This window comes from Salinisphaera sp. PC39 (assembly GCF_040361335.1).
In the GTDB taxonomy this organism is placed as follows: domain Bacteria; phylum Pseudomonadota; class Gammaproteobacteria; order Nevskiales; family Salinisphaeraceae; genus APNM01.
In genome coordinates, this window is sequence record NZ_APNM01000002.1 from 224,694 (window position 1) to 251,428 (window position 26,735).

The 26,735-nt window shown below is 70.1% G+C and carries 23 protein-coding genes; 12 read left to right on the forward strand and 11 right to left on the reverse strand.

Features of this window, described 5'->3' with window-relative positions; translation table 11 throughout:
* The first annotated feature begins 14 nt into the window (after window positions 1–14).
* Complete coding sequence (locus tag PC39_RS03450) at window positions 15–2,681, forward strand: diguanylate cyclase domain-containing protein (protein WP_353251964.1); 2,667 nt, start codon at window positions 15–17, stop codon at window positions 2,679–2,681.
* Between the two features lie 292 nt (window positions 2,682–2,973).
* Here PC39_RS03450 and rsmA read toward each other — a convergent pair whose 3' ends face one another.
* From rsmA to PC39_RS03470, 4 genes are all read right to left on the reverse strand, one after another.
* A complete protein-coding gene (rsmA, locus tag PC39_RS03455) occupies window positions 2,974–3,759 on the reverse strand; it encodes a 16S rRNA (adenine(1518)-N(6)/adenine(1519)-N(6))-dimethyltransferase RsmA (RefSeq protein ID WP_353251965.1) in 786 nt (261 codons plus the stop codon).
* A 392-nt stretch (window positions 3,760–4,151) separates the two neighbouring features.
* On the reverse strand, window positions 4,152–5,177 hold the full coding sequence (gene pdxA / locus PC39_RS03460; protein WP_353251966.1) for a 4-hydroxythreonine-4-phosphate dehydrogenase PdxA: 1,026 nt from the start codon (window positions 5,175–5,177) through the stop codon (window positions 4,152–4,154).
* 87 nt (window positions 5,178–5,264) lie between these two features.
* Window positions 5,265–6,602 (reverse strand): peptidylprolyl isomerase, encoded by a 1,338-nt coding sequence (locus tag PC39_RS03465; RefSeq protein WP_353251967.1) that lies wholly within the window; start codon window positions 6,600–6,602, stop codon window positions 5,265–5,267.
* Complete coding sequence (locus tag PC39_RS03470) at window positions 6,599–8,929, reverse strand: LPS-assembly protein LptD (RefSeq protein WP_353251968.1); 2,331 nt, start codon at window positions 8,927–8,929, stop codon at window positions 6,599–6,601. Before PC39_RS03470 ends, PC39_RS03465 begins: the two co-directional genes overlap by 4 nt.
* Window positions 8,930–9,031: 102 nt before the next feature.
* On the opposite strand from PC39_RS03470, the gene PC39_RS03475 reads away from it, so the two are divergent.
* From PC39_RS03475 to PC39_RS03510, 8 genes are all read left to right on the forward strand, one after another.
* Entirely contained in the window at window positions 9,032–10,021 is a 990-nt protein-coding gene (locus PC39_RS03475) for an aminoglycoside phosphotransferase family protein (RefSeq protein ID WP_353251969.1), read from the forward strand.
* A 14-nt stretch (window positions 10,022–10,035) separates the two neighbouring features.
* The gene (murU, locus tag PC39_RS03480; RefSeq protein WP_353252044.1) at window positions 10,036–10,704 is read left to right on the forward strand and encodes an N-acetylmuramate alpha-1-phosphate uridylyltransferase MurU; all 669 of its coding nucleotides are present in this window, start codon (window positions 10,036–10,038) and stop codon (window positions 10,702–10,704) included.
* Complete coding sequence (locus tag PC39_RS03485; RefSeq protein ID WP_353251970.1) at window positions 10,697–12,088, forward strand: glutamate-cysteine ligase family protein; 1,392 nt, start codon at window positions 10,697–10,699, stop codon at window positions 12,086–12,088. The genes murU and PC39_RS03485 overlap by 8 nt, the downstream gene beginning before the upstream one ends.
* 99 nt (window positions 12,089–12,187) lie before the next feature.
* On the forward strand, window positions 12,188–13,243 hold the full coding sequence (locus PC39_RS03490) for a M14 family metallopeptidase (protein WP_353251971.1): 1,056 nt from the start codon (window positions 12,188–12,190) through the stop codon (window positions 13,241–13,243).
* A gap of 98 nt (window positions 13,244–13,341) precedes the next feature.
* Window positions 13,342–13,755 carry a DUF4398 domain-containing protein gene (locus PC39_RS03495; RefSeq protein WP_353251972.1) on the forward strand — a complete coding sequence of 138 codons (414 nt, stop codon included), beginning with the start codon at window positions 13,342–13,344 and terminating at the stop codon, window positions 13,753–13,755.
* Window positions 13,752–14,690, forward strand: coding sequence for an OmpA family protein (locus tag PC39_RS03500; protein ID WP_353251973.1), 939 nt, complete (start codon window positions 13,752–13,754; stop codon window positions 14,688–14,690). The genes PC39_RS03495 and PC39_RS03500 overlap by 4 nt, the downstream gene beginning before the upstream one ends.
* Window positions 14,691–14,749: 59 nt before the next feature.
* Window positions 14,750–15,130: a DUF4398 domain-containing protein gene (locus PC39_RS03505; RefSeq protein WP_353251974.1), complete on the forward strand. Its 381-nt coding sequence runs from the start codon at window positions 14,750–14,752 to the stop codon at window positions 15,128–15,130.
* Entirely contained in the window at window positions 15,130–15,981 is an 852-nt protein-coding gene (locus PC39_RS03510) for an OmpA family protein (protein WP_353251975.1), read from the forward strand. The genes PC39_RS03505 and PC39_RS03510 overlap by 1 nt, the downstream gene beginning before the upstream one ends.
* Before the next feature lie 926 nt (window positions 15,982–16,907).
* Here the strand turns inward: PC39_RS03510 and lexA are convergent.
* On the reverse strand, window positions 16,908–17,528 hold the full coding sequence (gene lexA / locus PC39_RS03515; protein WP_353251976.1) for a transcriptional repressor LexA: 621 nt from the start codon (window positions 17,526–17,528) through the stop codon (window positions 16,908–16,910).
* A gap of 153 nt (window positions 17,529–17,681) precedes the next feature.
* On the opposite strand from lexA, the gene PC39_RS03520 reads away from it, so the two are divergent.
* The gene (locus PC39_RS03520; RefSeq protein WP_353251977.1) at window positions 17,682–18,206 is read left to right on the forward strand and encodes a hypothetical protein; all 525 of its coding nucleotides are present in this window, start codon (window positions 17,682–17,684) and stop codon (window positions 18,204–18,206) included.
* Window positions 18,207–18,279: 73 nt separating this feature from the next.
* Here PC39_RS03520 and PC39_RS03525 read toward each other — a convergent pair whose 3' ends face one another.
* From PC39_RS03525 to PC39_RS03540, 4 genes are all read right to left on the reverse strand, one after another.
* A complete protein-coding gene (locus PC39_RS03525) occupies window positions 18,280–18,621 on the reverse strand; it encodes a hypothetical protein (protein WP_353251978.1) in 342 nt (113 codons plus the stop codon).
* A gap of 30 nt (window positions 18,622–18,651) precedes the next feature.
* Window positions 18,652–19,650: a zinc-dependent alcohol dehydrogenase family protein gene (locus PC39_RS03530; RefSeq protein ID WP_353251979.1), complete on the reverse strand. Its 999-nt coding sequence runs from the start codon at window positions 19,648–19,650 to the stop codon at window positions 18,652–18,654.
* Window positions 19,651–19,751: 101 nt separating this feature from the next.
* Window positions 19,752–20,285 carry a response regulator transcription factor gene (locus tag PC39_RS03535; RefSeq protein ID WP_353251980.1) on the reverse strand — a complete coding sequence of 178 codons (534 nt, stop codon included), beginning with the start codon at window positions 20,283–20,285 and terminating at the stop codon, window positions 19,752–19,754.
* Window positions 20,282–21,553, reverse strand: coding sequence for a sensor histidine kinase (locus PC39_RS03540; protein ID WP_353251981.1), 1,272 nt, complete (start codon window positions 21,551–21,553; stop codon window positions 20,282–20,284). Before PC39_RS03540 ends, PC39_RS03535 begins: the two co-directional genes overlap by 4 nt.
* Window positions 21,554–21,946: 393 nt before the next feature.
* Here PC39_RS03540 and PC39_RS03545 point away from each other — a divergent pair, with 393 nt between their 5' ends.
* On the forward strand, window positions 21,947–22,522 hold the full coding sequence (locus PC39_RS03545) for a hypothetical protein (protein WP_353251982.1): 576 nt from the start codon (window positions 21,947–21,949) through the stop codon (window positions 22,520–22,522).
* A 619-nt stretch (window positions 22,523–23,141) separates the two neighbouring features.
* Here the strand turns inward: PC39_RS03545 and folE2 are convergent.
* On the reverse strand, window positions 23,142–23,969 hold the full coding sequence (gene folE2, locus PC39_RS03550) for a GTP cyclohydrolase FolE2 (RefSeq protein ID WP_353251983.1): 828 nt from the start codon (window positions 23,967–23,969) through the stop codon (window positions 23,142–23,144).
* A 226-nt stretch (window positions 23,970–24,195) separates the two neighbouring features.
* On the reverse strand, window positions 24,196–24,537 hold the full coding sequence (locus tag PC39_RS03555) for a histidine triad nucleotide-binding protein (protein ID WP_353251984.1): 342 nt from the start codon (window positions 24,535–24,537) through the stop codon (window positions 24,196–24,198).
* Between the two features lie 168 nt (window positions 24,538–24,705).
* Here PC39_RS03555 and PC39_RS03560 point away from each other — a divergent pair, with 168 nt between their 5' ends.
* Window positions 24,706–26,706 carry an SDR family oxidoreductase gene (locus PC39_RS03560; protein ID WP_353251985.1) on the forward strand — a complete coding sequence of 667 codons (2,001 nt, stop codon included), beginning with the start codon at window positions 24,706–24,708 and terminating at the stop codon, window positions 26,704–26,706.
* Window positions 26,707–26,735 lie beyond the last annotated feature (29 nt).

Genomic DNA, 26,735 nt, shown 5'->3' on the forward strand with positions numbered 1-26,735 from the left:
GACGGAGTGGCACGATGGTGGCGCGCCGGTCCGGGGATGGCGCCGGGGGTGCTGACGGTCAGCGGCTCCGGCGCGAGGTGACGCCCGCGCGCGCACAGGAGTCGCGTGCCCTGCTGCGCGAGGCGGCGCCCATCGCCCTGTGGGTGGCGGCCCTGGCGGTCGCCCTGCTGCTGCCGTTCCTGCTCTATGGCAGTTTCAGTGCCGGTCTCGACCGGCTCGATCGGCGGGTCGTGGCGGCCGCCGGCTCGGAGCTGGCGCCCCGGATCCGGCAGGACCGTATTCCGCGCGAGCTGGTCACCGGCGCGCGCGGGCTCCTGGAGCGGCCCGACCTGGGCCTGAATTACCTCACCCTGCGCAACGCCGACGGCGTGATCCTGCTCTCGGACGGTCGTTTCGAGGGTGTCGGCGACGCCCTGCCGGCGGCGCAGGCGCGGCAACTGCGCGGCTGGCTCTACCGGCTGGCCAGCGACGACCGCCGCATTGCCCTGCGGCACGACGGCGAGGCGCTCGGCTACATGAGCTATGGCATCGACCTGCGCCGCGCCGCCGCCGGGCTGCCGCTCTGGTTCTGGCCCGCCTTGCTGATTTGGCTGGCGGCGCTGCCGGTCGCCGTGCTCAGCTTCGCGCCGGCCCGCGGGACGCTGTCGCGACTGCTGACGGAATGGCGGGGGACGCGGCCGGCGTCGATCGACGAACCGTCGGAGCCGCAGGCCGCCGTTTACGAACGCGCGGCGCCGGCGACGACCTCGACGCCGGCCGCCGCGCGCGCCACCGGCACCGGGGAGGACGACTGGCAGCGGATCGCCGACGCCCTCGGCCTGGGCGTGATCGTCTGCGACAGCCTGGGGCGGGTGCGCACGATCAATGGCGTCGCCGGCTCGCTGCTCGATCGCCCGGCCGACCTGCTGCGGGGCCGGTTGGTCGACGAGTTGGCCGATTTCACCGATGACGAGGGCCGGGTCCGCGCCTCGCCCCTGCAGCGCTGCCTGAGCGGCGAGAACGGCCCGGTGCGGGATACGCTGCGGATCGGCGAGCACCGCCGCCTGGGCATGGCCGCCGCCCGCCTCGAGCGCAGTCGCATCCAGGCCTTGTTGTGGCCCGCCGAGCCGGCACCGGCCGCCGCGCCGGCCGCCGACAACGCCTTCGCCGGCGGGGCCCTGTGGGAATTGAGCGACGAACCGGCGGCGATCACGGATGTCGACGGGGTCATCCGCGCCGCCAATCCGGCCTGGTGCGAGCGTCTCGTGCCGGGCGGCGATGTGCCCGCCGGTATGCCCCTGGCGCGTTTCGTGCCGGAAGCGGGGAACCTGTTCCCGCTGTCGGAACCGGTGGTCACCGGCGAATCCGCCGGCGCCGACGGCGGCGAGCCCGTGACCTATCGCATCGCCGCGATCGAGAGCGGCGGCATGCCCACCTATCTGGTGACACTGCGTCCCGGCGCGGCACCGTCGCTCGCCGCGGACGACGCGACCGGAACGGGCCGTGATCCGCTCACCGGCCTGCCCGCCCGCGATCGTCTCGCGACGGCGCTGAAGCGGTTGTGGCCGGCCGACGAGCTGGCCGCCGCGCTCGGACTGCTGGTGCTGGACATCGTCGACTTCGGGCGCCGCAACCGGAGCCTGGGCCGCGACGCCTGCGACGAGTTGTTGGCCGCGTTCGCTCGCCGCCTGACGGCCGCGGTGCCGGCCGCCGAGATCGTCGCGCGCCTGGGCGGGGACGAATTCGCGGTGCTGGTGCGTCTGACCGCCGACGCCGAGGACATCGACGTCACGGCGCGACGCATCGCCGATGCATTCGGCGAGCCCGTGCGCAGCGGCGATCATGAGCTGATGATGCCGGTGGACGTGGGCTACGCCGTCGCACCCGAGGATGCCGATTCCCCGGCGGCGCTGCTGGCATGCGCCGAGACGGCCCTGACCGCGGCCCAGGTCGCCGGCGAGCACAGCCCGCGCCGGTACGCCCCCGACATGGCCGATTTCGGTGTGGACGTCGACCGCACGACACAGGCGCTGCGCCGCGACCTCGCCCGTCGCGCGGTGACCCTGCGGCTGCGCCCCGTCTGGGCCGGGACCGGGGCGGACGCGCCGGTCGCGGCCGCGTGGGCGGAGCCGGTCTGGGATGCGCCCGGCGACCGGCAATATGCCGGTCCCGCGTTGTTCGAACATGCCGAGAGCCTGGACATGGCCGGCGAGGTCGCCGCCTGGTGCCTGCGCGCGCTCGCCGAGACCTACGCCGACTGGCGCAACATCGGCCTCACCCCCGTGCCCCTGGCGATACCCCTGTCGACGGGCGCCGCCGTATCGGAGCGTCTGCCGGAGGCCTGGCGCGCGGCCCAGAGCCGCAACCGCGTGCCTCCGGAAGCGCTGGTGCTGGTGTTGCCTTCCGACGCCGCCGTGCCGACGGACGGCCCGCGCCGGATATACGCCGACGACGCGGCGGACGGGCAGGGCCTGTATCTCGAAGTCGCGACGCTCGCCAACGATACCGCGACCGCGGCCGAGCGGGTCGCCGCCGTGCGCACGCGCGGCCTCCCCGTGCTCGCGGGGCCCGTGACCGACGCGCAAGCCCGCGCCGCCGTCGACGCGGCCGGCGTCGAGTACTGGTTCGGCGACATCGACGACGCCGTCGCCCCGCGCGCCTTCGGCCGCCTCATCGCCCGCCGCGGCGCGCAGCCTATGTGATCTGTCGGTGTTGCCCGTTCTTGAAACAATCCACAGATTACGCCGATATACGCAGATTGGAAGAAAGGTAAAAAAATCTGTGCCAATCCGCGTAATCTTCGGATAGTTTTAGTAGAGCCTGACTGGAAAGCCACAGATCTTCGCTTGCGGCTGGCGATTCTCATTTCCTTCTCCCCCGCGGGGAGAAGGTCAGGATGAGGGGTTTGCATCCGGACTCTTCTTTTTTGTCTTATTTTTCTTTCTTTGATCTGCGTATATCGGCGTAATCTGCGGATTTTTTTAACCGTGTGATTTATTCGCCACGCCCTGATGAATCGACGTCGGAAAGCCGCAGCGCGAGGGCCGCGAACCGCTCGGGCGTGATCCGCTCGGCGCGGTCGCCGGGGTCGACGCCGGCGGCGGCGATGGCGTCGGCGTCCAGGAGGCCGGAGAGGGCGTTGCGCAGGGTCTTGCGGCGCTGGCCGAAGGCGGCCGTGACCACGCGGTCGTAGGCGGCCGGGTCGGGCAGGGGGAAGGGCGCCGGTCGCGGACGCAGCCGGACCACCGCCGAGTTCACGCGGGGCGGCGGGTTGAAGGCGCCCGGTCCCACCGTGAACAGGACCTCCGCCTCCGCGCGCGCCGCCACCGCCGCGCTCAGGCGGCCGTAATCGCGTTCGCCGGCGGTCGCGACGATCCGGTCCACGACCTCCTTCTGCAGCATGAAATGCATGTCCGCGACGGGGGCGTCCCCGCCGAGCAGGGCGAACAACAGCGGCGAGGAGATGTTGTAGGGCAGGTTGCCCACCAGCCGTAGCGGTCCCGCGGCCGCCAGGGCGGCGTAGTCGGCCTTGAGGGCGTCCGCCTCGATCACGGTCAGGGCCTCGCCGAAACGCGCGCGCAGCGCCGGTACCAGGTCGCGGTCGATCTCGATCGCGGTCAGACGCCCGATCCGCTCCAGCAGGCGCTCGGTCAACGCGCCCCGGCCCGGGCCGATCTCCACCAAGTTGTCCCCGGGCCGCGGCGCCACCGCGTCCACGATCCGGCCCAGCACCGCCGGGTCGTGCAGGAAATGCTGCCCGAATCGCTTACGCGCTTTCACGTTTGGATGCTAACCACAGAGGCACAGAGTCACAGAGGGAAACACAGCCAAGCGTATTGTCACATTCAAGCCGCGTCCGCTGCGCCGCTGTGGTTCGTTTTTTCAGGGAGTTGGCTAACCACAGAGACACAGAGGGCACAGAGGGAAAACACAGTAGGACTCATTGTCACATTCGCTCCGTGTCCTCTGTGTCTCTGTGGTTAGTCTTCTTCAGGGCAGCCATAGTCGATCGCCGCACGGGTATAACCATAGAGTCACAGAGAGAGTGCCATTCAAGGCACGGGAATTCCCGACGTCCGAATATCCGTGCCCCACGAATCCTTCGCGCGCCATATTCCCTGCGCCAACCGTTCTTTCCCTCCGTGCCCTCTGTGTCTCTGTGGTTATATCAGTCATCGATCGTGCGCGACGAGGTCGAGGGCCATCGCCAGGGCGGCCTCGGCGCTGCCGGTGTCCACCGCGTCGGTGCCGGCGATGTCCAGGGCGGTGCCGTGGTCGACCGAGGTACGCACGATCGGCAGGCCCAGGGTGACGTTCACGGTGCGGCCGAAACCCAGGTGCTTGATCACCGGCAGACCCTGGTCGTGGTACATCGCGAGCACGGCGTCGGCGCCGCGCAGGCGGGCGGGCGTGAACAGGGTGTCCGCCGGCAGCGGACCGGTCAGCTCCAGGCCCTCGTCGCGCAACGCCTCGATCACCGGCGCGATCACATCGATCTCCTCGCGGCCCAGGTAGCCGCCTTCGCCGGCGTGCGGATTGAGGCCGGCGACCAGGATGCGCGGCCGGGCGATGCCGAAGCGGTGGCGAAGATCGTCGTCGAGCACCCGCAGGGTATGGGTCAGCCCGTCGGCGGTGATCGCGCCGGGCACCGCGGACAGCGGGATGTGGACCGTGGCCAGGGCCACCCGCAGCTCCGGCTCGCCGCGCGTGGCCAGCATCATCACCGGCTCGCCGCTGCCGCAGCGTGCCGCCAGGTAGCCGGTGTGACCGTCGAAGGCGATGCCGGCGTCGTTGATCACGGCCTTGTGCACCGGGCCGGTGACCAGGGCGCCGCAGTCGCCGCGGCGGCACAGCGCCACGGCTGCGTCCAGGGTGTCGAGGACATAGCGCGCGTTGCGCGGATCGGGTTCGCCGCAGCGGGTCGGGGCGGCGCGCTCGACCGGCCATACCGTCAGCCGCCCCGGCCGCTGCGGCACGGGATCGCTGCCGAAGTCGGCCACGTCCAGGGTCAGCGACAGCCCCAGGGCCGCCGCCCGCTCGGCCAGCAGGTCGGGATCGGCCACGGCCACGATCTCGCAGGGATGCGCGGACTGGGCCAGCCGGACCGCCAGGTCCGGCCCGATGCCGGCGGGCTCGCCGGGGGTGAACACAACGCGGGGTGTTGCGTCGTGTTTCGTGTGTCGTATCGCGTGTTTCATGTCGGGTGACGGGTACGTCTAGGTTCGTCGATGGCACTGTCCATCACGAAACATGAAACACGAAACAGAGGACGGCCGTCGGTCGCGTCAGCCGCCTATCTCGGCGTCCTTCTTGTAATCGTCCATCCGGATTTCGACATACGCCTCGTCGCGCAGGCGGCGCAGCCAGACCTCGCCTTCCTCTTCGACCTTGCGCCGCCCCAGTGCCTGGCGGGCGCGGGCGCGGCGCCGCTCCTCGGTCTGGTCGCGCTCGCGGCGGTCCAGGACCTCGACGATATGCCAGCCGTTGGGCGACTTGAAGGGCTCGCTGATCTCGCCGGCCTCGAGCTGGCGCAGGCGCTCGGCGAAGGCCGGATTGTAGGCCTCGGCCGGTGCCCAGCCCAGGTCGCCGCCCTGGTTCGCCGAGCCCGGATCGTCGGAGTGCTGGCGCGCCAGCTCCGCGAAGTCGTCGCCGGCGAGAATCCGCTCGCGCAGCTTCTCCGCCTCCCGGCGGGCGCGCTCGTCGTCGCGGATCTCGTTGAGTTCGAGCAGGATGTGGCGGGCCTTGACCTCTTCCACGATCACCTGCTCGTCGGGCGCCGCGGCGTTGCCGGTGGCGCGCACGTCCTCCAGCTTGATCAGGTGGTAGCCGCTGGCGCCGCGGAAGGGTTCGCTGATCTCGCCCACTTCCAGCTTGGGCACCACTTCCGAGAACACCGTCGGCAGGTAGCCGCCGGCGAGCCAGCCGAGGTCGCCGCCCTCCAGGGCCTTCTGGCCGTCCGAATGCGCGATCACCAGGTCCGAGAACGAGGCGGTCCCGCTGACGGCGCGCTCGCGCAGCGTCTCGATGCGCTGGCGCGCCGCCCGCACCTGCTCGGGACTCGCGCCGTCGGGCAGGGAGATCAGCAGGTGGCGGATGCGGTACTCGCGGTTCTCCTGGACCCGCAGGGATTCGCTCTCCAGGTAGCGGTCCACGTCCTCTTCGGTGACCACGATCCGACTGTTGACCTCGCGCTGGCGCAGCTTGTTGATCAACAGCTCGTCGCGCAGCCGTTCGCGCAGATCCTGGGGTTCCATGCCGTCGGCGCGGATGTTGCGCAGGAACTGGTCCAGCGACATGCCGTTCTGCTGCGCGAGCCGTTGCAGGGCGGCGTTGACCTCGCTGTCCTCGACCCGCATGCCCGCCTTTTCGGCACGCTGCGTCTGCAGACGCTTGATGATCAACTGGTCCAGGACCTGCGACCGCAGTACGTCCTCGGGGATGCGCTGGGCCTCCGGGCCCAGGCGCGCCTGGATCTGCCGGGTCGCGGCGTCCAGTTCGCTTTCGAGGATCACGCCCTCGCCGACGACCGCGACGATGCGATCGAGTTGCTCGGCGGCCGGCACGGCCGGCACGAATGCCGCGAGAACGCCGGCGAGAAGACCGGCGGACAACAACCATCTCATGGGAATCGTATGTCGCTGTAGCCCGAATAATCCGACACGATATCACGATCCAGCTCGGACTCGATGTCGTCGCCGAAGCGGCCCAGACCGGTCAGCTCGATCTGCAGCATGATCGCGTTATCGTAGTCGCCCTCGTCGTTGCGCACGTACCGACGCCAGGCCGTGCGCACCGCCCAGCAGCAGCTCGCGCGGTAGGCGAGGCCCGCCAGGGTCTCGACGCTTTGACGCCGCTCCAGCGAATAGTTCCATCGCCCGATCAGTTTCCAGCGCTCGCCCACGGGGACCACCGCGCTGACATCGGTCTGCTCCAGCGTCTGGAAGCCGGTGCCGGCTTCGTTCGGACGGTAGTCGCGGTACAGGCGGTAGCCCAGGTCCAGGCGGGTGCCGTCGTCCTCGCGGTAGCCGATACGGGCCGCGGAACGGTTGGCGCGGTCGTCGTCCGGATCGTAGGCGACGGTCGCGCCTGCGTGCCAGCGCGGCCAGGGCGATGCCTCCACGTTGGCCACCACGTCCGAATGGCGATTGCCGTAGCCCAGCGCGGTGCGTTGCGGCAGGTCGACGCGCAGGTCGCGGAAACCGTAGGCCCGGCCCAGGTCCAGCTTGAGTAGGGTGCGGCCGGAGGCCGGGTCCAGGAACCGGGACGTGAGCGCCAGCGTGACCTGGTTGGCGTCGCCGATGCGGTCGCCGCCGACGAAGCGGTTGTCGGCGAACAGCCGGTCGAAATGCAGGTCGGGCACGCCGGTGTCGAATACCGGCAGACCGGACTGGTCCTCGTAGCGGTTGTAGAGATAGAAGGCGCGCGGCTCCAGGGTCTGGATCCAGCCGTTGCCGAGCCGTCGGGTGAAGCGCAGGCCGCTTTCCGCGGTCAGGGACGGGATCTCGCGGTCGCGGATGCTGTCGGTGCCCGCCGGCGTGTCGAGATCGTAGCGGGTATAGCGATAGGCGGCCTCGGTCTCGGCGTACCAGCCGCCGCGATCGATGCCCCAGCCCAGGCGCGGATGCACGTCGTAGCGCAGGCCGTCGAGGGCGTTATCGCGCCGGAAACTGGCGAAGCCCGCGTCCAGGCCCACGTGCCAGGGATGGGTCGGCGACAGCAGCGACAACCGGGCCTGCGGCAGGCGCGCGTAAGGCTCGGCGCGGAAACCGCCGCGGTCGTCCTCCAGCGTCTGGAAATCCTGCGCCAGCAGCGAGAACCGCACCCCCGGACGCGCCGCGGTGAACTGCAGCGTACGCTCGAGCTGCGACTGCGAGCTGCGGGCGAGGGTGTTGTCCAGGTCCTCGAAATACTCGTCGTCGCTGACCCGCGTGTAGTCGGCGCGTACCGCCAGACCCGGGGTCAGCCGGCCCTCGTGCCGGAAGGCGAACAGGCTGCGGTCGTCGCCGGCGACATCGTCGCCCGGCAGGTATTCGCCGACGATCTCGCCGCGACTGTGCCGGTTCAGGTAACGGAATTGGCCGGCGACCTGCAGGCCGCGCTCGCTCAGCAGCCGCGGGGTCACGGTGGCGTCGCGGTTCGGGGCCAGGTTGAAGTAATAGGGCGTGGCCAACTCCAGGCCGTTCTCCCCGGAATGGCCGAGGGTCGGGGTCAGGAACCCGCTGTGCCGGCGGTCGTCGATCGGGAAGTTGAGATACGGCGAATACAGCACCGGCCAATCGTGCAACCGCAGCACGGTGCCGAAGGCCTCGCCGCGTCCGGTACCCCGGTCGAGATCGATGCGGTCGGCGTTCAGCCGCCAGGCAGGATCGGGACCGGCGCAGGTGGTGTAGTCGGCGTCGTGCAGGCGGATCGCGTCGGCGTCCAGGGATTCGATGCGGTCGGCGTGGCCGCGGCCGCCGTTTCCGGTCAGGGCGAAATCCGCGTTCTCGAATACGCCCGTGCGGTCGTCGATGAGTACATCGGCGAATGCCGCCTCCAGGCTCAGGCCGGGCCGGGCGTAGCGCAGCCCCGATTCCGCCAGCACGCGGCCGGTATCGCGCTCGTAGCGCAGCCGGGGCGCCTCCACCGCCTGGTCGTCGTACTCCAGGCGCACATCGCCGAGGGCCTCGGCGACGTTGTCGTAGGTCTCCGCGGTATCCGCGGTCAGGCCCGATTCCGCGCCGGGCGCCGGCGGCGCGATGAAGGGCGCGACCGGGCAGCCCGCGGCGTGGGCGCCGCTGGCCGGGATCAGGGCGAGGAGGATAAAGTGGCGACGGAACGGGCGCAGGCGGCGGAAAACGGGAAACGGAAGACGGAAAACGGAAGACGGGAAACGGGATACGCGAGACGGTGAACGCGCGGTCTTGCCGGCGCCGTGGTCCGGCGTCGTGTTGTCCCTGGCAGATTTCATTCAGACACTGGTATCCATGAACGAGCTATATCGTCGCCGCGGCGCGAATCCCGGCGATTATGCGGGCCGGGGTCCGGCCCCGCAACGACGGAGCGGGGCCGCGTGAGCGCGGACGACACACGCCGACGGGCCCTGGCGGCCTGGGTCGCCGCCCGGCTGGGCGAGGCGGACGCGGTCCTGGTGCCGGTGTCGGTGGACGCCAGCTTCCGGCGCTATTTCCGGGTCCGGCATGCCGGCGGTACCCTGATCGCGGTGGATTCGCCGCCGGACAGCGAGGACCCGCGCCCGTTCCTGCGCGTGGCGGCGCTGATGCGCGAGGCGGGCCTGCATGTGCCGGCGGTGCACGCCGAGGACGCCGGGCACGGCTTCCTGCTGCTGGAGGATCTCGGCACCGAGACCTACCTGGATGCCCTGGACGACGATAACGCCGACCGTCTCTTCGGCGACGCGATCGCCGCCCTGATCGACTGGCAGGCCGCCAGCCGGCCCGGCGTCCTGCCCGAATACGATGCCGCGCTGTTGCGCCGCGAGCTGGAATTGTTCCCGGACTGGTTCCTGGGGCGCCACCTGGGCGTCGTCCCGGACGAGGCCGAGCGCGCCCGGCTGGCGACGGTGTTCGACACCCTGGTCGACTGGGCGCTGGCCCAGCCACGGGTCTATGTCCACCGCGACTTCATGCCCCGGAACCTCATGGTCAGCGAGCCCAATCCGGGCGTGATCGATTTCCAGGACGCGGTCCACGGCCCCATCGCCTACGACATCCTCTGCCTGTTCAAGGACGCCTTCCTGAGTTGGCCGGAAGCACGCGTCGAGGCCTGGCTGCGGGATTACCGGGAACGGGCCCGCGACCGCGGTCTGCCGGTCCCGGCCGGCTTCGACGAGTTCCGCGCGATGGTCGACCGCATCGGGATCCAGCGCCATCTCAAGGTGCTCGGGATATTCGCCCGCATCCGCCACCGCGACGGCAAGCCGCATTACCTGGAGGACGCGCCGCGCTTCGTGGGCTACGTGCGGGACGCCGCGGCGCGCCTGCCGGAGATGGCGCCGTTGGCGGGCCTGTTCGAGCGCCACGTCGTGGACCGGCTGGCATGAGTGCCGATACGGGCATGCGGGCGATGGTGCTGGCGGCGGGCCGGGGCGAGCGCCTGCGCCCGCTCACCGATCGGTTGCCCAAGCCGCTGGTGCGGGTGCGCGGCGCGGCCCTGATCGAACATCATCTACGGGCCCTGGCCGATGCCGGCTTCAAGGACGTGGTGATCAACACGGCCTGGCTGGCGGAACGGATCGAGGCCGCGCTGGGCGACGGCGCCGCCTACGGCGTGCGCATCCACTATTCCCGCGAAACGCCGGGTGCCCTGGATACCGGCGGCGGCATCCGCAACGCCCTGCCGCTGCTGGGGCAGGCGCCGTTCGCCGCGATCAACGCCGACATCCTCACCGACTACGATTTCACCCGCCTGCGGACACCCTTGCCGGCGGATGCCGACGCCCGGCTGGTGCTGGTGCCCAACCCGCCCCACAACCCGGCGGGCGACTTCGGGCTCGACGACGACGGCCGGGTCACGTCCGAATCCGCGTATACCTTCGCGGGTATCGGGGTCTACCGGCCCGCATTGCTCGCCGCGGAGCCGCGCACCCGCTTCGGCCTGGCGGCCGTGCTGCGCCCGGCCGTCGCGGCGGGCCGGGTGATCGGCGAGATTCACCGCGGCGTCTGGCACGATGTGGGGACGCCGGAAGCCCTGGAACGGCTGGGCGGGGGCCGGTGCGATGGCTAGGCCGGCGCCGGCGTTCGCGGCGGCCGACTACCGCCGCTTCCGCGCCGAGCTCGACGCGGAGACCGAGCGCCTGGGCCGCTGGTTCCGCGAGGACCGCTTCGCCGACGGTCCCGTCACCGTGGGGTACGAGCTGGAATCCTGCCTGGTGACCCCGGAGTTCATGCCCGCCGATGCCAACACGGAATTCCTCGCCCGCCTCAACATGCCCGAGGCCGTGCCCGAGTTGGCGCGCAGCAATGTCGAGTTCAACGGCCGCCCGCGCGGCATCCGCGACCGCGGCCTGGAGGCCCTGCACGCGGAGCTGGACGACTGGTTCGCGCGCGGGCGCCGCACCGCCGCCGAGATGGGGCTGCGGCTGCTGCTGATCGGCGTGCTGCCGACACTGCAGGAACGGCACCTGACCCTGGAGCACATCTCGCCCTCGCCGCGCTACCGGGCCCTCAACGCCGCTGTCGCCGCGCGCCGCGGCACGCCCTACGTGGAGCTGACGGTGCGCGGGCGCGAGACCTACCGCGGCTATTACGACAGCATCATGGCGGAATCCGCGGCGACCTCGTTCCAGATGCACATCAGTCTGCCGCCGGCGCGCGCGGCGCGCTGCTACAACGCCGCGCTGATCGCTTCCGGCCCGTTGCTCTCGGTGGCCGCCAACGCCCCCTACCTGTTCGGCCGCGACCTCTGGGCCGAGACCCGGGTGCCGGTGTTCGCGCAGGCCGTGGACGCCGGCGACGTGCATTACGTCACCTTCGGCCACGGCTACGTGCGCGAGTCGCTGTTCGAGTTGTTCGAACGCAACCGCGACGAGTTCCCGGTGCTGCTGCCCCAGGCCCGCGATACCGGCGGCCTCGAGCACCTGTTGCTGCACAACGGCACCGTCTGGCGCTGGAACCGGCCGGTGGTGGGGGCTGGTGAACCGCCGCACCTGCGGTTGGAACACCGCAGCCTGCCGGGCGGGCCGAGCGTGCTCGACATGGTCGCCAACTGCGCCTTTTTCTACGGCCTGATGCGGGCGCTGGGCGATCGCGTGCCGGCGCCGGAGACAGTGCTCGACTTCGGCGCCGCCCGCGCCAACTTCTATCGGGCCGCGCGCGACGGCATGGACGCCGAGCTGCATTGGCTCGACGGCCAGCGGCCGGCCCGCCGCCTGTTCGCCGACACCCTGTTGCCCCTGGCGCGCGACGGACTGGCGTCCCTGGGCGTGGCCGACGACCTGGCGCGGCGCTACCTGGATGTGATCGCCGCGCGGGTCGAACGCGGCCTGTCCGGCGCCGGCTGGCAGCGGGCCTGGGTCGCCCGCCACGGCCGCGACATGCCGGCCATGCTGGCCGCCTATGCCGAACGGCAGGCGAGCGGGGCGGCGGTGGCGGAATGGTCGTTGGATTGAACGGAGACGGGAAACGGGAAACGGAAGACGGAAAACGGAAGACGGGAGACGGGAGACGGGAGACGGGAGACGGGAGACGGGAGACGGGAGACGGGAAAGGTGAGCGGCGATAGGGACAACGGGGCGGTGCCGGTGTTGCGGCGTTTCGAGCGGGTACCGGACGGCTTCCTGGACGCGGACGCGGTCGGAGTCGCCGGCCTGCTGGGCGGGCCGGCCCTGATCGAGCTGCCCGGCGAGCGCTCGCGGCCGCTGTGCGTGGCGATCCTGCTGCATGGCAACGAGATCACCGGCCTGGCCGCGGTCCAGCGGCTGCTGCGACGCTATCGCGGACGGGCCCTGCCGCGGGCCCTGACATTGTTCGTCGGCAATGTCGCCGCGACGGTCGCCGGCATGCGGCGACTGCCGGAGCAGCCCGACTACAACCGCATCTGGCCGCGCGCCTCGGGCGGCGGTCCGGCGGTCGCGCCCTGTGCCGAGACCGATCTGGCGCGGACGGTGTACGCGGCGCTGGCCGCGCGCCATCCCTTCGCGGTCGTGGACGTGCACAACAACAACGGCCGCAATCCGCACTACGCCTGTGTCAATGTCCTCGACGCGGGCAGCCTGCGCCTCGCGGCCGGCTTCGGCCGGCGCGTGCTGTATTTTACGGACCCCGAGGGCACCTTCAGCGGCGCCTTCGCCGGCACGGCGCCGGCCGTGACGCTGGAATGCGGGCGACCGGGGGAGGCGGCCGGCACGGCCCACGCCGAGGCGTACCTGGAGCGGCTGATGCACCGCGCGGATTTGGGGCACACCATGCCCGGTCCGGACGAGATCGACCTGCATCGCAGCGCGGTGCGGCTGCACGTGCCGGAGGCGGTGAGCGTCGCCGTCGGTCCCGGCCGGGCCCAGCTCCTGCTGCGGCCCGATCTCGATGCGCTCAACTGGGTGCCGCAGCCGGCCGGTACGCCGTTGGGACGGATCGCCGTGCCGCTCGGCGGTGCCGCCCTCACGGCGCTGGCCCCGGGCGGGGCGGACGCGACCGGCGCCTACCTGCGGCGCCGGGGCGATGCGATCGTACTGGCCCGGCCCGCGACGCCCGCCATGTTCACGACCGATATCCGCATGGTCCGTCTCGACTGCCTGGGTTACCTGCTGGAACGCGTCGCGCTGTAGGTCCCGTCAGTGTCCGCGGTCGCGGTGGCTGGCACACCTTACAAGTCGCCGCATGCGGGTTTAGACTAGCGCCCTTTGTCGACCAGGAGTCCCGGTCTATGGGCATGGTTCCCGAATTCCGGCACGTCGCCGGGCTGGTACTGGCGGCCTGTCTGCTCGCCGCCTGTGCCGAGACGCCCCACCGCGTGCCCGCGCCGCCCGATCTGAGCCCGTTGTCGGAGGCCGAGGCCATGCTGGAGCGGGCCCGCGAGGCCGGTGCCGACCGGCTCGCCCCCGAGCCGCTGCGCGAGGGCCGGCGTCGTCTGGCCGCGGCGCGCGACATCCTGTTCCGGGCGGCCACCGAGGCGCGCGAGCCGAACGAGGCCGAGCGCCGCCGGGTGCGCCGCCTCGCCGACGAGGCCTACCTGGACGCCCGCCTTGCACTGGCTCGGACCCAGCGGGTCGCGGTCGACCGCAAGCTCGCCGAGCTCGAATCGGAGTTGTCCGCCGCGGATTCGGGGGATTCGCCATGAGGACCGGTCATATCGCGTTGTTGACGACACTGGCGTTGGCGACCGCCGGCTGCAGCCTGTTCCGCGGGTCGCCGGTGCCGCCGCCCCCGCCGCCGCCCGAGGCCGGGCCGGCGGAACTCGGCAGCGGCAATCTCGCCGGCCTGGTCGAGCGCAGCGAGGACGGCGCCGTCACCGGTTTCGAGCCGCTCGTCGAGGCGCGCGAGGCGGTCGCCGAGGCGCGCGCCGACGAGGCTGTCGGTGAATACGCCGGCGAGGCACTGGCCCGCGCCGAGACCGCGCTCGAAGCCGCCGAGTCCGAGTGGCGCGGCATCGCCGACGCGCCCGACGGCCATGCCGGGGTGCTGGCGACCGTGGCCCACCGCAGCCACCAGGCGCGGCGCTGGGCCGGGATTGCGCTCGCCGAGGCCGCACGCGAGGCCGGGCTGGCCGAGATCGAACGGGTGCAGCTCGACCTGGCGCGGATCGAGGCCGAGGACGAGCGCTGGCTCGGCAGCGAGTTGGTGCCCGCCATGTACGGGCATATCCGGTTCGCCCCCGGGACCGCCCGCATGACGGGCTCGAACGATGTGATCGCGCGATTGGTCGAGTTCCTGCGAGTCCACCCGCGCTACGCCCTGGAGGTCCGGGGTCACACGGACGACATGCCGCCCTCCGACGGCAACCTGCGTCGTTTCCTGGCATCGCACCCGGAGATCGCCGACAAGACCGAGAGCCGGGCGGAACGGGCCGCGGCCTACAACCGCGACCTGTCGCTGCGCCGCGCCGAGGCCGTGGTCGAGGCCGTGACGGCGGCCGGTATCGAGCCGGCGCGTCTGGAGGCCAAGGGCTTCGGCTCCAGCCAGCCGGTGGCGGACAACGATACCGCGGCCGGCCGGCGCGCCAACCGGCGGGTCGAGGTCCTGGTGGTTCCGGGTCTCGGCTGGGCCGGCGGTTAGCCGCGCCGGATCGTGGTCCGGCGGGTTAAACTCGTGACCATGGCGCCAAGGGAAACGGCATGACGGCAGGACTCACACGTGTCGCGAGCGGCTTGTTGCTGGCCGTGGCGGTCGCGTTGGCCGGTTGTGCCGGCACCCCGCCGCCCGACGACGCCATGGCGCGGGCCGATTTCTCGTTGCGCCGGGCCGAGCGCGCCGGTGCCGGCGAGCATGCCCCCCTGGAACTGCGCGAGGCCCGCAAGACCCTGGAGCGGGCCAAGTCCCTCGTCCGCGAGGGCGACAATCTCGCCGCGCGTCGTGCCGCCGAGCGCGCCCAGGTGGCCGCGGAGCTGGCCGAGGCCCTGAGTCTGGCCGCCCGCGCGGAAGCCGAGGCCGGCGAGGCCGAGGACAACCTGGCGCGCATGCGCGACGAACTGCAGCGCCGGAAGGACGACTACTGATGGCCGCCGTGCTCCGGTTGTCGGCGCTCGCGCTCGCCGCCCTGGCGGCGGCCGGCTGCGCCAGCGCGCCGACTCCCCGCTACGAGGAAGCCAAGATCGCCGTGATCGAACTCGGCGGCGACCGCGAGGTCGAGGACAAGGCGCCGGTGGCCCTGGCCGAGGCTCAGGAGGCCCTGGAGGCCGCCAAGGCCGCGGAGGAGCCCGAGGAGATCGAGCACCGCGCCGGCTTGGCCCTCGAGCGGGTGAAGATCGCCCGGGCCGAGGCCCGCCGCCGCGTCGCCGAGGCCCGCGCGAAGGAGGCCGGCGAGGCCATGGCGCGCCTACAGCTCGAGTTGCGCGAGCAGGAGGTGCGAACCGCCCTGCGCAAGGCCCGCGAGGCCGAGGAACGGGCCGAGCGCCTGCGCGAGGAGGCCGAGGCCGAACGCCGCCGGGCGCACTCGGCCCAGACCGAGTTGGACCAGCTCCAGCAGCAGCTCGCCGAACTCAAGCCGCGCCTGACCGAGCGCGGTCTGGTCCTGACGCTGGGCGAGGTCCTGTTCGATTTCGACAGCGCGCGGCTCAAGGCCTACACCCTGCGGATCATGGACCGGCTGGCGGCGTTCCTGAACCAGCATCAGCGCTACGTGCTCACGGTGGAGGGCCATACCGACAGTACCGGCAGCGCCGATTACAACATGCGACTGTCGCGGGAGCGCGCCCAGTCCGTGGCCGACGCCCTGATCAATCGCGAGATCGACCCCGACCGCATCGCCACCCGCGGCTACGGCGAAAGCCGGCCCATCGCCTCCAACGAGACCAGCTCGGGGCGGCGCCAGAACCGGCGGGTCGAGGTGGTGATCAACGAGTCTTAGGAGGGGGGCTGCAAAATCAACCGGCATGAGTGAGCCGTCTGGCCAGTAGCCAAGCTCCCGCCGTCCGGGGCCGGGCTTTGATTGGCGGAACATGAAACCACAGAGGCGCACGGAGGTGCACAGAGGTTTTTGATGGGCGCTTGTCGAGGCGCTTCCCGGAAGAAAGAATCCACAGATTACGCCGATGGACGCAGATTAAAGAACAGCCCTAACCAATCTGCGTTAATCGGCGTTCATCCGCGGATAAACAAATGCCCTGGTTCGGCACGGCACCGCCCGCGCAGCGCCCCGGCGACCGAAACGCGGAGCCAGAACCGGACCTTGGCGGGTGGTTGCCGGAAGAAACGATCCACAGATTACGCTGATGTACGCAGATTAAAGAACAGCCCCAATTAATCTGCGTTAATCGGTGTCAATCTGTGGATAAAACAAGCGCCTTGACTGGGCACGGCGCCGACCGCGCAGCGCCTAGGCGACCGAACTGTCGGGGTGGCAACGAACCTTGGCGGGCGGTTCCCGTAAAAAAATCCGCAGATTACGCTGATGTACGCAGATTAAAGAACAGCCCAACCAATCTGCGTTAATCGGCGTTCATCCGCGGATAAACAAATGCCCTGGTTCGGCACGGCACCGGCCGCGTAGCGCCCCGGCGCTCGAACTGCCGGGTTGGCAGCGAACCTTGACGGGTTATCCGCCTCTTCCGCTTGAAAACCGTGATCGTGTCCGGGACAACAGTCAGTTCCCTCTGTGTGCCTCCGTGCGCCTCTGTGGTTAATTTTCTGGCTGGCCGTTTGCCGAGGCGCTTTCCGCCGTTGTGCTCTTCGGCAGGGGGATGCCGGGAACGCGTCGCTTATCCCGGCCTACGGTCTGGCAGCCGGCCGAAGGCATTATTCGGGAAACGGGAAACACGTGCTCCGGCACGCGCACTACACCCGCCTCAGCACTCCCACGGCCACGCCTTCGATCACCGCGTCCTGCCGCCGCAGGTCGATCTCGATGGGCTCGTAGTCGGGATTGGCGGGCAGCAGGGTGAGGCGGTGGCCGTCGCGCTTGAGGCGCTTGACGGTGACCTCGTCCTCCACGCGCACCACGGCGATGCGGCCGTCGGCGGCCTCGGCGGTGGCGTGCACCGCCAGCAGGTCGCCGTCCAGAATACCGGCCTCGATCATGCTGGCGCCGCGCACTCGCAGCAGGTAATCCGGCGCCGGCGAGAACAGGCCCGGCGGCACCCGCTGCCGCGATTCCACGTTCTCCACCGCCAGCACCGGGGCGCCGGCCGCCACCCGGCCGACCACCGGCAATTCGGGGCCGTCTTCCTCGGGATCTCCGGCGGATGCCTCCTCGGGCAGCCGGATACCACGGCTCGCGCCGGATACGAGCTCGATCGCGCCGCGCCGCGCCAGGGCCTTCAGATGCGCCTGGGCCGCGTTGGGCGAGGCGAAGCCGAGGCCCGCCGCGATCTCGGCGCGCGTCGGCGGGATGCCGTTGGCGGCCGCGTGCCGGCGGATGAAGTCGAGCACCCGTGCCTGTTTCGGGGTCAGTTCCATGCTGTACGTAAATCCAGTGGTCCGGTGGATGCTAGTCGCGACGGTCCCGCTTGACAAGCGGCGGGCGCGCTCCTATGATGCGCCGCAACAAATGCTGCAACGCAGCATTGGTTAGGGAGCACGCATTCGAGCTTCAAAACGGGAGTAGAGGCAATGGCGATCCAGAATATCTTCAACACGGTGAAGGGCCGCGTCGAGACCGCGCGCAAGCAGTCGCGCGAGGCGTTCAAGGCCTACATGGACACGCAGAAGAAGGCGCTCGACGTGGTGTCGGCCAACGCGCAGTCGCTGGCCAAGACCGAGATCGGCGCGGCCAAGGACGTCTACGCGGCGGCCAAGGCCAGCTTCGAGAAGGCGCGCCAGGACGGCGTCCGCCAGGTGGCGAGCAAGCCGCAGGACTATGTCCCGGCCAGCCGCGACACGGTCGTGTCCGCCTACAAGGAGACCCTCGACCTGCTGGTGAAGACCGGCAACGAGCTTTCCACCGTGGTCAACAAGGGCTACAAGAGCGTGCGCGACAAGCTCACCGGCAAGAAGCCGGCGGCCCGCAAGACCGCGGCCAAGCGCAAGTCCACGACGACGACGCGCAAGACCACCGCCCGCAAGAGCACCGCGCGCAAGTCCGCCGCGACCCGCAAGTCGGGCAACGGCACCGCCGCGACCACCGCTTCCTCGTAAGCGGCCGCTCAGCGGCACCGGCCCGGCGTCCCCCAGGGGGCGCCGGGCTTTTTTGTGCGCGTCGTCCGGAGGGTCACGCCTTCTTGCCGCCGCCCCGGCCGCGTCGTTGTCCGCCGCCGGTGCCGCGGCGGGACCGGGTCTTGCCGCCGCCGGGCTCGTCTCCGTCATCCGCCGGTTCGTCGTCGTCCTCGACGTTCATCCGGGACGCGGCCATCGACAGGAGCCGCTGCAGGGTCTTGTTGCCCCACTCGGTGGTGTCGCGGATGAGGTCGGCGGGGTCGAAGCCCTCCGCGCCCCGGGACACGCGGCCCCGGATGTAGTCGATCATGTCTTCCTGGAGGCCGGCCACGTCGGGCAGGCCCAGGAAATGGCGCAGCTCGGCCGGCGTGACGTCGATCTCGATGTTGATCTTCATGCGGACCTCCCGACAGGAGCGGACGTCGCCTTACCAGGGGTTGTCCGGCGTGAACAGGATCTTGCCGTCGCGGCCGCCGGCCGCCGCCGCGCGTACCGCGTCGCGGAAGCGCTCCAGCGGGTAGGTGCCCGCGACCTCCGCCCGGATCTGGTCCTTGCGGATGTGTTCCAGCAGCTTGGCGTAGCGGGCCTGGGCCTGCTCCGCCGGGGTCTGCTCGGCCCAGCGGCTCAGCCAGAATCCGACCAGCCGGATATCGCGGAACACCAGGTCCTGCGGCGGGATCCGGCAGGGGGCGTCGGCCAGGGCGCCGTAGTTGACCACGGTGCCGCCGTCGGACAGACAACCGGCGATCACCGCGGTGGCTTCGCCGCCGACGGCGTCCACGCCCAGCGGGACCCGGCCGCCCCCGGTCAGGGACGCCGCCTCGGCCGGCACGTCCTGGCCCTGATCGACGATGACCTCGGTGGCGCCGATCGCCTTGAGGCCGTGGGTGACGCCGCCGTTGCGCCGCACCAGCGCCAGGGTCTTGAGACCGCGCCGGTGTGCCAGGGAGACGAGGTAATGACCCACCGCGGAATTGGCGGCGTTGACCACGACCCAGTCGCCCTCGCGCAATTCGACCATGTCCGAGAGCAGGACCTCGGCGGTCATGGGATTGATGTAGAGCATCGAAAGCTGCAGCGGGTCGACGTCGGCGGGCAGCGGGAACGCGCCGCGGGCGTCGAAGGTCATGGCGCTGCGCCAGGTGCCGCTGCCGGGTGGCAGCATCACCAGGTCGCCGACCTGCACCTCGGTGACGCCCTCGCCGACCTCGGTCACCCGGCCCACGCCCTCGTTGCCCGGCACCGCCGGCAGGTCGTCGGGCAGACGGCCGTACATGCCGCGCACGGTGAGCAGATCGGAGGGATTGATGGGCGCCGCCTCGACGCGGACCCGGATCTGGCCGGCGCCGGGCGCGGGGGCGTCGTCGTCCGCCAGTTGCAGTTCGTCGAGCGGATCGCCGAAGCGGTGGAATTCGATGCGTTTCAAGGCTGCCTCCTCGTGTCTTCGGGGTGGCGGCTGTCGCCGCCATGGTCAGGTCCCAATGCTATCAGTAGCCGTCGGCGTGCGTCGGCTCGCCGGGGGCGGGGTCAGCGCCGGACCGGCCGCTTGGCGAGCTTGCGCTGCAGGGTGCGCCGGTGCATGCCCAGCGCCCGGGCGGCGGCCGAGACATTGCCGTCGTGGGCGCGCAGGACCTGCTGGATATGCTCCCATTCCAGTCGTTTGAGACTGGGTGTCTCGACGGACGGCGCGGGGGCGTCGCCACGCAGGGCGGCGAGCACCTGGACGGCGTTGGCGGGCTTGGCCAGATAGTCGTCCGCGCCGCGCTTGATCGCCTCGACGGCGGTGGCCACGCTGGCGTATCCGGTGAGCACCAGCAGCCTGGCATCCGGCAGCCGCGAGCGCAGCGGCTCGATCAGGGCCAGGCCGGATTCCTCCCCCAGGCGCAGATCGATCACGGCGGCATCGGGGGGCGCCGCGGCGGCCGACGCGAGCGCGGCGGGGCCGTCGATCGCGTGCGCCACCCGGTGGCCGCGTGCCGTCAACGCCCGCGACAGCACGCGCGCGAACACCGGATCGTCCTCCACCAGCAGGATGCGGAGGGTGTCGCCGGGGCCGCTCACGAAGCGTCTCCGGGCGTCAGCGCCGCCAGGGGGACCTCCACCTCGGTCCGGGTGCCGCGCGGCAGGCGCGGCAACAGCCGCACTTCGCCGCCGAGCCGGGCCAGGGTGGCGTGGGACAGGACCAGGCCCAGGCCGAACCCGTCCGGCTTGGTGGTGAAAAAGCCACGGCCGGCGCGTGCGATCTGGTCCGCGTCCAGTCCCGGCCCCTCGTCCTCGATCGTGACCGTCAGGCGCTTGCCGTCGCTGCGGCAGGTCACCGCGACCCGGCGGCTGCCGTTGGCGTCCGAGGCATCGGCGGCGTTGTCGAGCAGGCTCCCCAACGCTTGCGCCAGCACCGGGTCGGGTCGTACCGCGGGATCGGCGAAGCCCGGCGCGAAGTCGAGGTCGGCCTCCGCCTCGGGCCGCAACAGCCGCCAGCGGCGCACGCTGTCCTCCAGGTAGCGGCGCAGGGGGCGGGCCTCGGGTTGGCCGTGACGGCCCGGGTCGGCCGCCGACAGCATCTCGCGCAGGCGGGTCGTGCAGACGTCGATCTGCTCCTCCAGCAGCCGCAGGTCGTCCTGGACGTCGGTGCCGAGCCCTTCCCGCGCGCGCAACTCGGATACCAGTACGGCCATGGTCGACAGCGGCGTGTTCAGTTCGTGTGCCGTGCCCGCGGCGAGCAGCCCGGTGGCCACGATCCGTTCGTGCTGGAGGATGCTCTCGCGCGCCTCCGACAGGGCGCGCTCGCGCCGTCGCAGCAGACCGGCCAGGGCCGTGAGCCCCGCGGTCAGCAGCACGGCGCCGAGCAGGAAATTCGCGCCCATGCCCCAGACATGCAGCATGAAGAAGCGGTGGTCCACCGGTCCGGTGGCGTGGCCCCAGAACAGGCCGGCATAGAGCAGGGCGCACAGGACCGCCGTGGCCCAGGCGTGGGCGGCGGGCAGCGCCGCGGCGGCGAGGGCGATGGGCAGCAGGTACAGGGAGGTGAAGGGATTGGCCGGGCCGCCGGACAGGGCCAGCAGCGCCGTCAGGGCGAGACAATCGAGGGCGAGGTGCAACAGCACCTCGCCGTTGGTGCCGGCGCGCAGCCGCCGCAGGCGCCACCAGACCAGAAGGTTCGCGAGCAGCAGCCCGCCGGGCACGGCGAACAGGCCGGCCCAGGGCAGATCCGGCGACAGCAGGAGGGCGACCGTGGCCAGCACGGCGACTTGCAGGGCCACGGCCCCCAGGCGCAGCCAGGCCAGGAGGCGCAGGATCTGAAGCGGGGTCAGGGAGAGGTTCGCGCGCATGGGGACTCCGGAGCGGGTCCAAGCATAACCCGGCGGCGGTCCGATCGTCCCCGCCGGCGACAATACGTCGCAGCGGCGAGTCCTTTTACCTAGGAGAAAAGTATTACACGCCTACTCCATTAAATTATTTATTCCTACATGAATAACGTCGCTTATAAGAGGGTTTTCATGATGATGCCGGACGAAAACAGCGGCCGTTAATCCTTAATATGTTGAATAAAGAGGGTATTAGGAAACGGGCCCGGTATTATTGTAGGAATAGGACTACGTAGAAAGACATATAATTCCTATATATCGAATCGGGTCAAATCGGTTCCGATGGGGGTGGAAGGGCCGAGGCACTTCCGAGTTTGGAACCCATACCTACCCACTCAGGGAAGCGGAGGAATAATCATGATCCGTAACACACTGACCGCGCTCCTGCTCGTCGGCTTCGCCGGCGTCGTGAGCGCCCAGGGACCGCAGGACGTCGTCACGGCGCTCAACAACGTCGACGGCGCCGTCAACAATCTCGTCGGCAACCTCCAGGGCACCAGCGTCTCGCTGCTGTCCGGCGACGCGACCGGCACGGCCAACGGTCTCAACGACAGCCTCACCGGCCTGGCCACCGACCTGTCCGCGAACACGCCGGCGAGCCCGCTCGGCGATATCGCGGTCCAGGTGGGGGACCAGCTCGTGGCGGCATCGGCGCCGCTGACCACGGCGCTGGACGGCCCGGCCGGCCAGCTCGCCGCGCTCGGCGCGCCGCTGGCGGAGCCGGCCATCGACGCCATCGAGGGTGTCGAGTTCGAGCTGTCGCTCGAGTTCGTGGCGCCCGGCCTCCCCGGTCTGCCTGGTGGCGGCGGCGGTCTGCCGCTGCCGTTGCCGGGTCTGGGCGACGGCGGTCTGCCGTCCCTGCCGGGACTCGACGGCCTGCCGGCGCTTCCCGGCCTGGACGGCGGCCTGCCGCTGCCGGGCCTGCCGGCCTGACGAGCCGAGACCGCGGACGCGAGGGGGACTCTCCCTCCCCCTCGCTTCCGTGTCGCCACCGTCGCAAGGCGGATGTGCGGCGACAAATGTCCTCCCCTGGCCGGGGGAAGGCATTTTTTTGCGTCCGGGCAAAATCCCTTGAAAGCGCCGGGATGTGCGCTGAGCGGGGGGCGGGTTTCGGCCCCTGAGGGTCGCATCCCGCCGCTGACGCGGCGGGAGCCCTGCTCCGCCTCTCGGGCCGATACCGCCGTAGGCGGACACACGAGCAACCAATCGACTAGCTGTCGAGGTCCTTGTCGCGCTCGATCTGCGCGTACGCCGAATGGTTGTGGATCGACTCGATATCCGCCGAAGGCGAGGAGCGGGTTTCGGCCCGCCGAGGGTCGCATCCCGCCGCTGGCGCGGCGGGAGCCCTGCTCCGCCTCTCGGGCCGATACCGCCGCCGGGCGGACAACTTTGAGCGTGTTATCGACTAACTGTCTAGGTCCTTGTCGCGCTCAATCTGCGCATAGGCCGAATGGTTGTGGATGGACTCGATATCCGCCGAAGGCGAGGAGCGGGGCCCCAGCGAAGCTGGGGTGCGACCGCCGTAGGCGGACAATTTCGAGCAACCAATCGACTAATTATCGAGGTCTTTGTCTCTCTCGATTTGCGCGTACGCCGAATGGTTATGGATAGACTCGAAATTCTCGGACTCCACCATGTAATACCGAAACCGAGCATCGTCATTCAGCCGGATGGCGACGTCCCGGACCAGGTCCTCGACGAACTTGGGGTTCTCGTAGGCGCGCTCGGTGACGACTTTCTCGTCCGGGCGCTTGAGGATGCCGTAGAGCTCGCTCGAGGCCTCCGACTCGGCCAGGTCGATCAGTTCCTCCAGCCAGAAGAACTCGTCGGCGCGCACGGTGATGCGCACGTGCGAGCGCTGGTTGTGGGCACCGTAGGCCGAGATCTTCTTGGAGCAGGGGCAAAGCGTGGTGACGGGCACCTGGACGAACACGAACATGTCGGATTCGTCGCCCTGCTGCTGGCCGCGGAAGCACACCTCGTAGTCCATCAGGCTCTTGACGCCGGTGGCCGGCGCCGCCTTCTCCACGAAATAGGTGAAGCGCATCTCGATGTGGCCCTCGTCGGCCTCCAGGCGCTGCGTCATCTCGTGCAGCATGTCCCGGAACGAGGCCACGGTGATCTCGCGTTCGTGGCTGTTGAGGATTTCCACGAAGCGCGACATGTGCGTGCCCTTGAAGTGATGGGGCAGGTTCACGTACATGCTGAACTCGGCGACGGTGTGCTGGTCGCCGCCGGTGCGTTCGCGAATGCGCACCGGGTGCCGGATGTCGCGGATGCCGACCTTGTTGATCGGCAGCCGGCGCGGATCGGCGCTGCCCTGGACGTCCTCGATCTCCTGGGCGTCCGGGCGCGACAGATCCTTGGATGCAACGGTCATGGGCTCACCTTAGGTATTCAGGGCCATTCATGCGGGCGGGGCGGGCGCGTGGTCCCGCAAACCGCCTATTTTACCGCCTGGGCGGGGGCGGGACAAAGCCGCGGTCCGCGACCGCGGCCTCGTCCCGGTTCCCGGCTGTCGGTTTCGGGGCGGCGGTCCGCTTGCCCGGCGCCCGGCGTCGATCGTTCCGGTGCCGGAAACCGGCGACGGCTCCCGGCCGGTGTCGTCAGCCCGGCGGCCAGGAGAAGCTACGTCCGCCGAGGATGTGCAGATGCAGGTGGAAGACGCTCTGGCCCACGGCCTCGCCGTTGTTCGTGACCAGGCGGAAGGCGTCGCCGTAGCCTTCGTCCCGGGCGATGTCGGCGGCCTTGAGCATCATGTGACCCAGTACGTCCCGGTCCTCGGCGGTGGCGTCCGCCAGCCGCGGGATGGGCTTCTTGGGGATCACCAGGATGTGCATCGGCGCCTGGGGATTGATGTCGCGGAACGCCAGGCATCGTTCGTCCTCGTGGACGATGTCGGCGTCGATCTCGCGGTTTATGATTTTCCCGAAGATGGTATCGGACATGTCGGGTCGTGTTCCGGTTCGGATGAGGCGTGACAGGTTACCGCAACAGCGGCGGGGCGCGGCACCGGCGATTCGCATCGCCGCGAGTATGCACATAGAATCCGGCGAAGGGGGAACGGCCAGAGTGCGTATCCTGCAAACCAACCTGCATTCTGTGAGCTGAACAATATGAAATATCTCGTCACCGGCGGCACCGGCTTCATCGGCCGGTTCTTGCTAGAGCGTCTGCTCAAGCGGCGCGGCGCCACGGTCTATGTGCTCATGCGCAAGGCCAGCGCCGACAAGTACGATGCCCTCCTGGAGCGCCTGGGCGCCTCGGAGGAGCGGCTGATCCCGGTCTGGGGCGATGTCACCCGCAAGGGCGTGACCGACGCCGCCACGCGCAAGGCGCTGGCCGGCGAGATCGACCATGTCTTCCACCTGGCCGCGGTCTACGACATGGACATGGACGACGCCACGGCCGATCGGGTGAACAACGAGGGCACCCGCAACCTGGTGGCGTTCGTCAACGAGCTCGGCGGCAACGTGCGCCTGCATCACGTCTCGTCGGTCGCCATCGCCGGCGCGGACTACGAGGGCGTGTTCACCGACGACATGTTCGACGAGGGCCAGACGGTCCGCCATCCCTACTACCGCACCAAGTTCGAGTCCGAGCGCATCGTGCGCGAGGAGGCGCGGGTGCCGTGGCGGGTCTACCGGCCGGGCATGGTCCTGGGCGATTCCGAGACCGGCGAGATGGACAAGATCGACGGTCCCTACTACTTCTTCAAGACGATCCAGAGGCTGCGCGACCGCCTGCCGAAGTGGGTGCCCCTGCTGGGTATCGAGGGCGGCCGCATGCCGCTGGCGCCGGTGGACTACGTGGTCGACGCCATGGACCGCATCTCCCACCTGCAGGACAAGAAGTGGGACGGCCGCGCCTATTTCCTGATCCAGCGCGACGCCCCCACCGCCGGCGAGATGCTCAATACCTTCATGCAGGCGGCCCACGGCCCCAGCTTCGTGCGCAACCTGCCGACCCGCGACCTGCCCCAGGACCTGGAGCTCTCGCTCAAGCGCCTGGCCGGGCGCGTGCCCATGGCGCGGGTGCTGGAGAAACGCCTGTCCAAGGCGCTGGGCGTGCCGCTGTCGATCCTGGGCTACGTGAACAACCGGGCGGAATTCGACGACCGCAACACCCGCGCCGCCCTCAAGGGCAGCCGCGTGCGCTGTCCGCGCCTGGAGGAGTACGCGGAGACCCTGTGGCGGTACTGGGAACTCCACATGGACTACGACGTGAAGGTCCCCGACCGCCTGTTGCCGCGGGTCAAGGACAAGGTCGTGGTGATCACGGGCGCGTCCTCGGGCATCGGCTTCATGACCGCGAAGAAGCTGGCCAAGGGCGGCGCCAAGGTCTGCCTGGTGGCCCGCACGCCCGAGAAGCTGGAAGAGACCCGCGAGATCATCGCCAAGTTCGGCGGCAAGGCTTATACCTATCCCTGTGATCTCAACAACATGGAGGCGATCGACGCCTGTTGCGAGCGGATCCTGGCCGATCACCACCACGTCGATATCCTGGTGAACAATGCCGGGCACTCGATCCGCCGGTCGATCTTCGAGTCGCTGCACCGCTTCCACGACTTCGAGCGGACCATGCAGCTCAACTATTTCGGCGCGGTGCGCATGATCATGGACTTCCTGCCGTCCATGGCGAAGCGCCGGACGGGGCACATCATCAATATCTCCAGCATCGGCTGCCTGACCAATGTGCCGCGGTTCTCCGCCTACGTGGCCAGCAAGTCGGCGCTGGATGCGTTCTCGCGCTGCATCTCCGGCGAGGTGGCCTCGCGCAACATCGACCTGACCACCATCTACATGCCGCTGGTGCGCACGCCGATGATCGCGCCCACCAAGATCTACGACTACGTGCCCACGCTCAGTCCCGAGCAGGCGGCCGACATGGTGGTCTCGGCGGTCATCGAGAAGCCCAAGCGGATCGCCTCGCCGCTCGGGACCACGGCCCAGGTGAGCTACGCCCTCTGGCCCAAGGTCAACGATTACGTCCTGAACAAGGCCTTCCACCTGTTCCCGTCCTCGGCCGCCGCCCGCGGCCGCAGGCACCAGGAGGAGCAGAAGCCGACCGTGCGCGGCATCATCATGGCGGCGTTGTTGCCGGGTCCCTACTGGTAAGCCGGCGCCCCTGTCCCCGGCCGTTCATT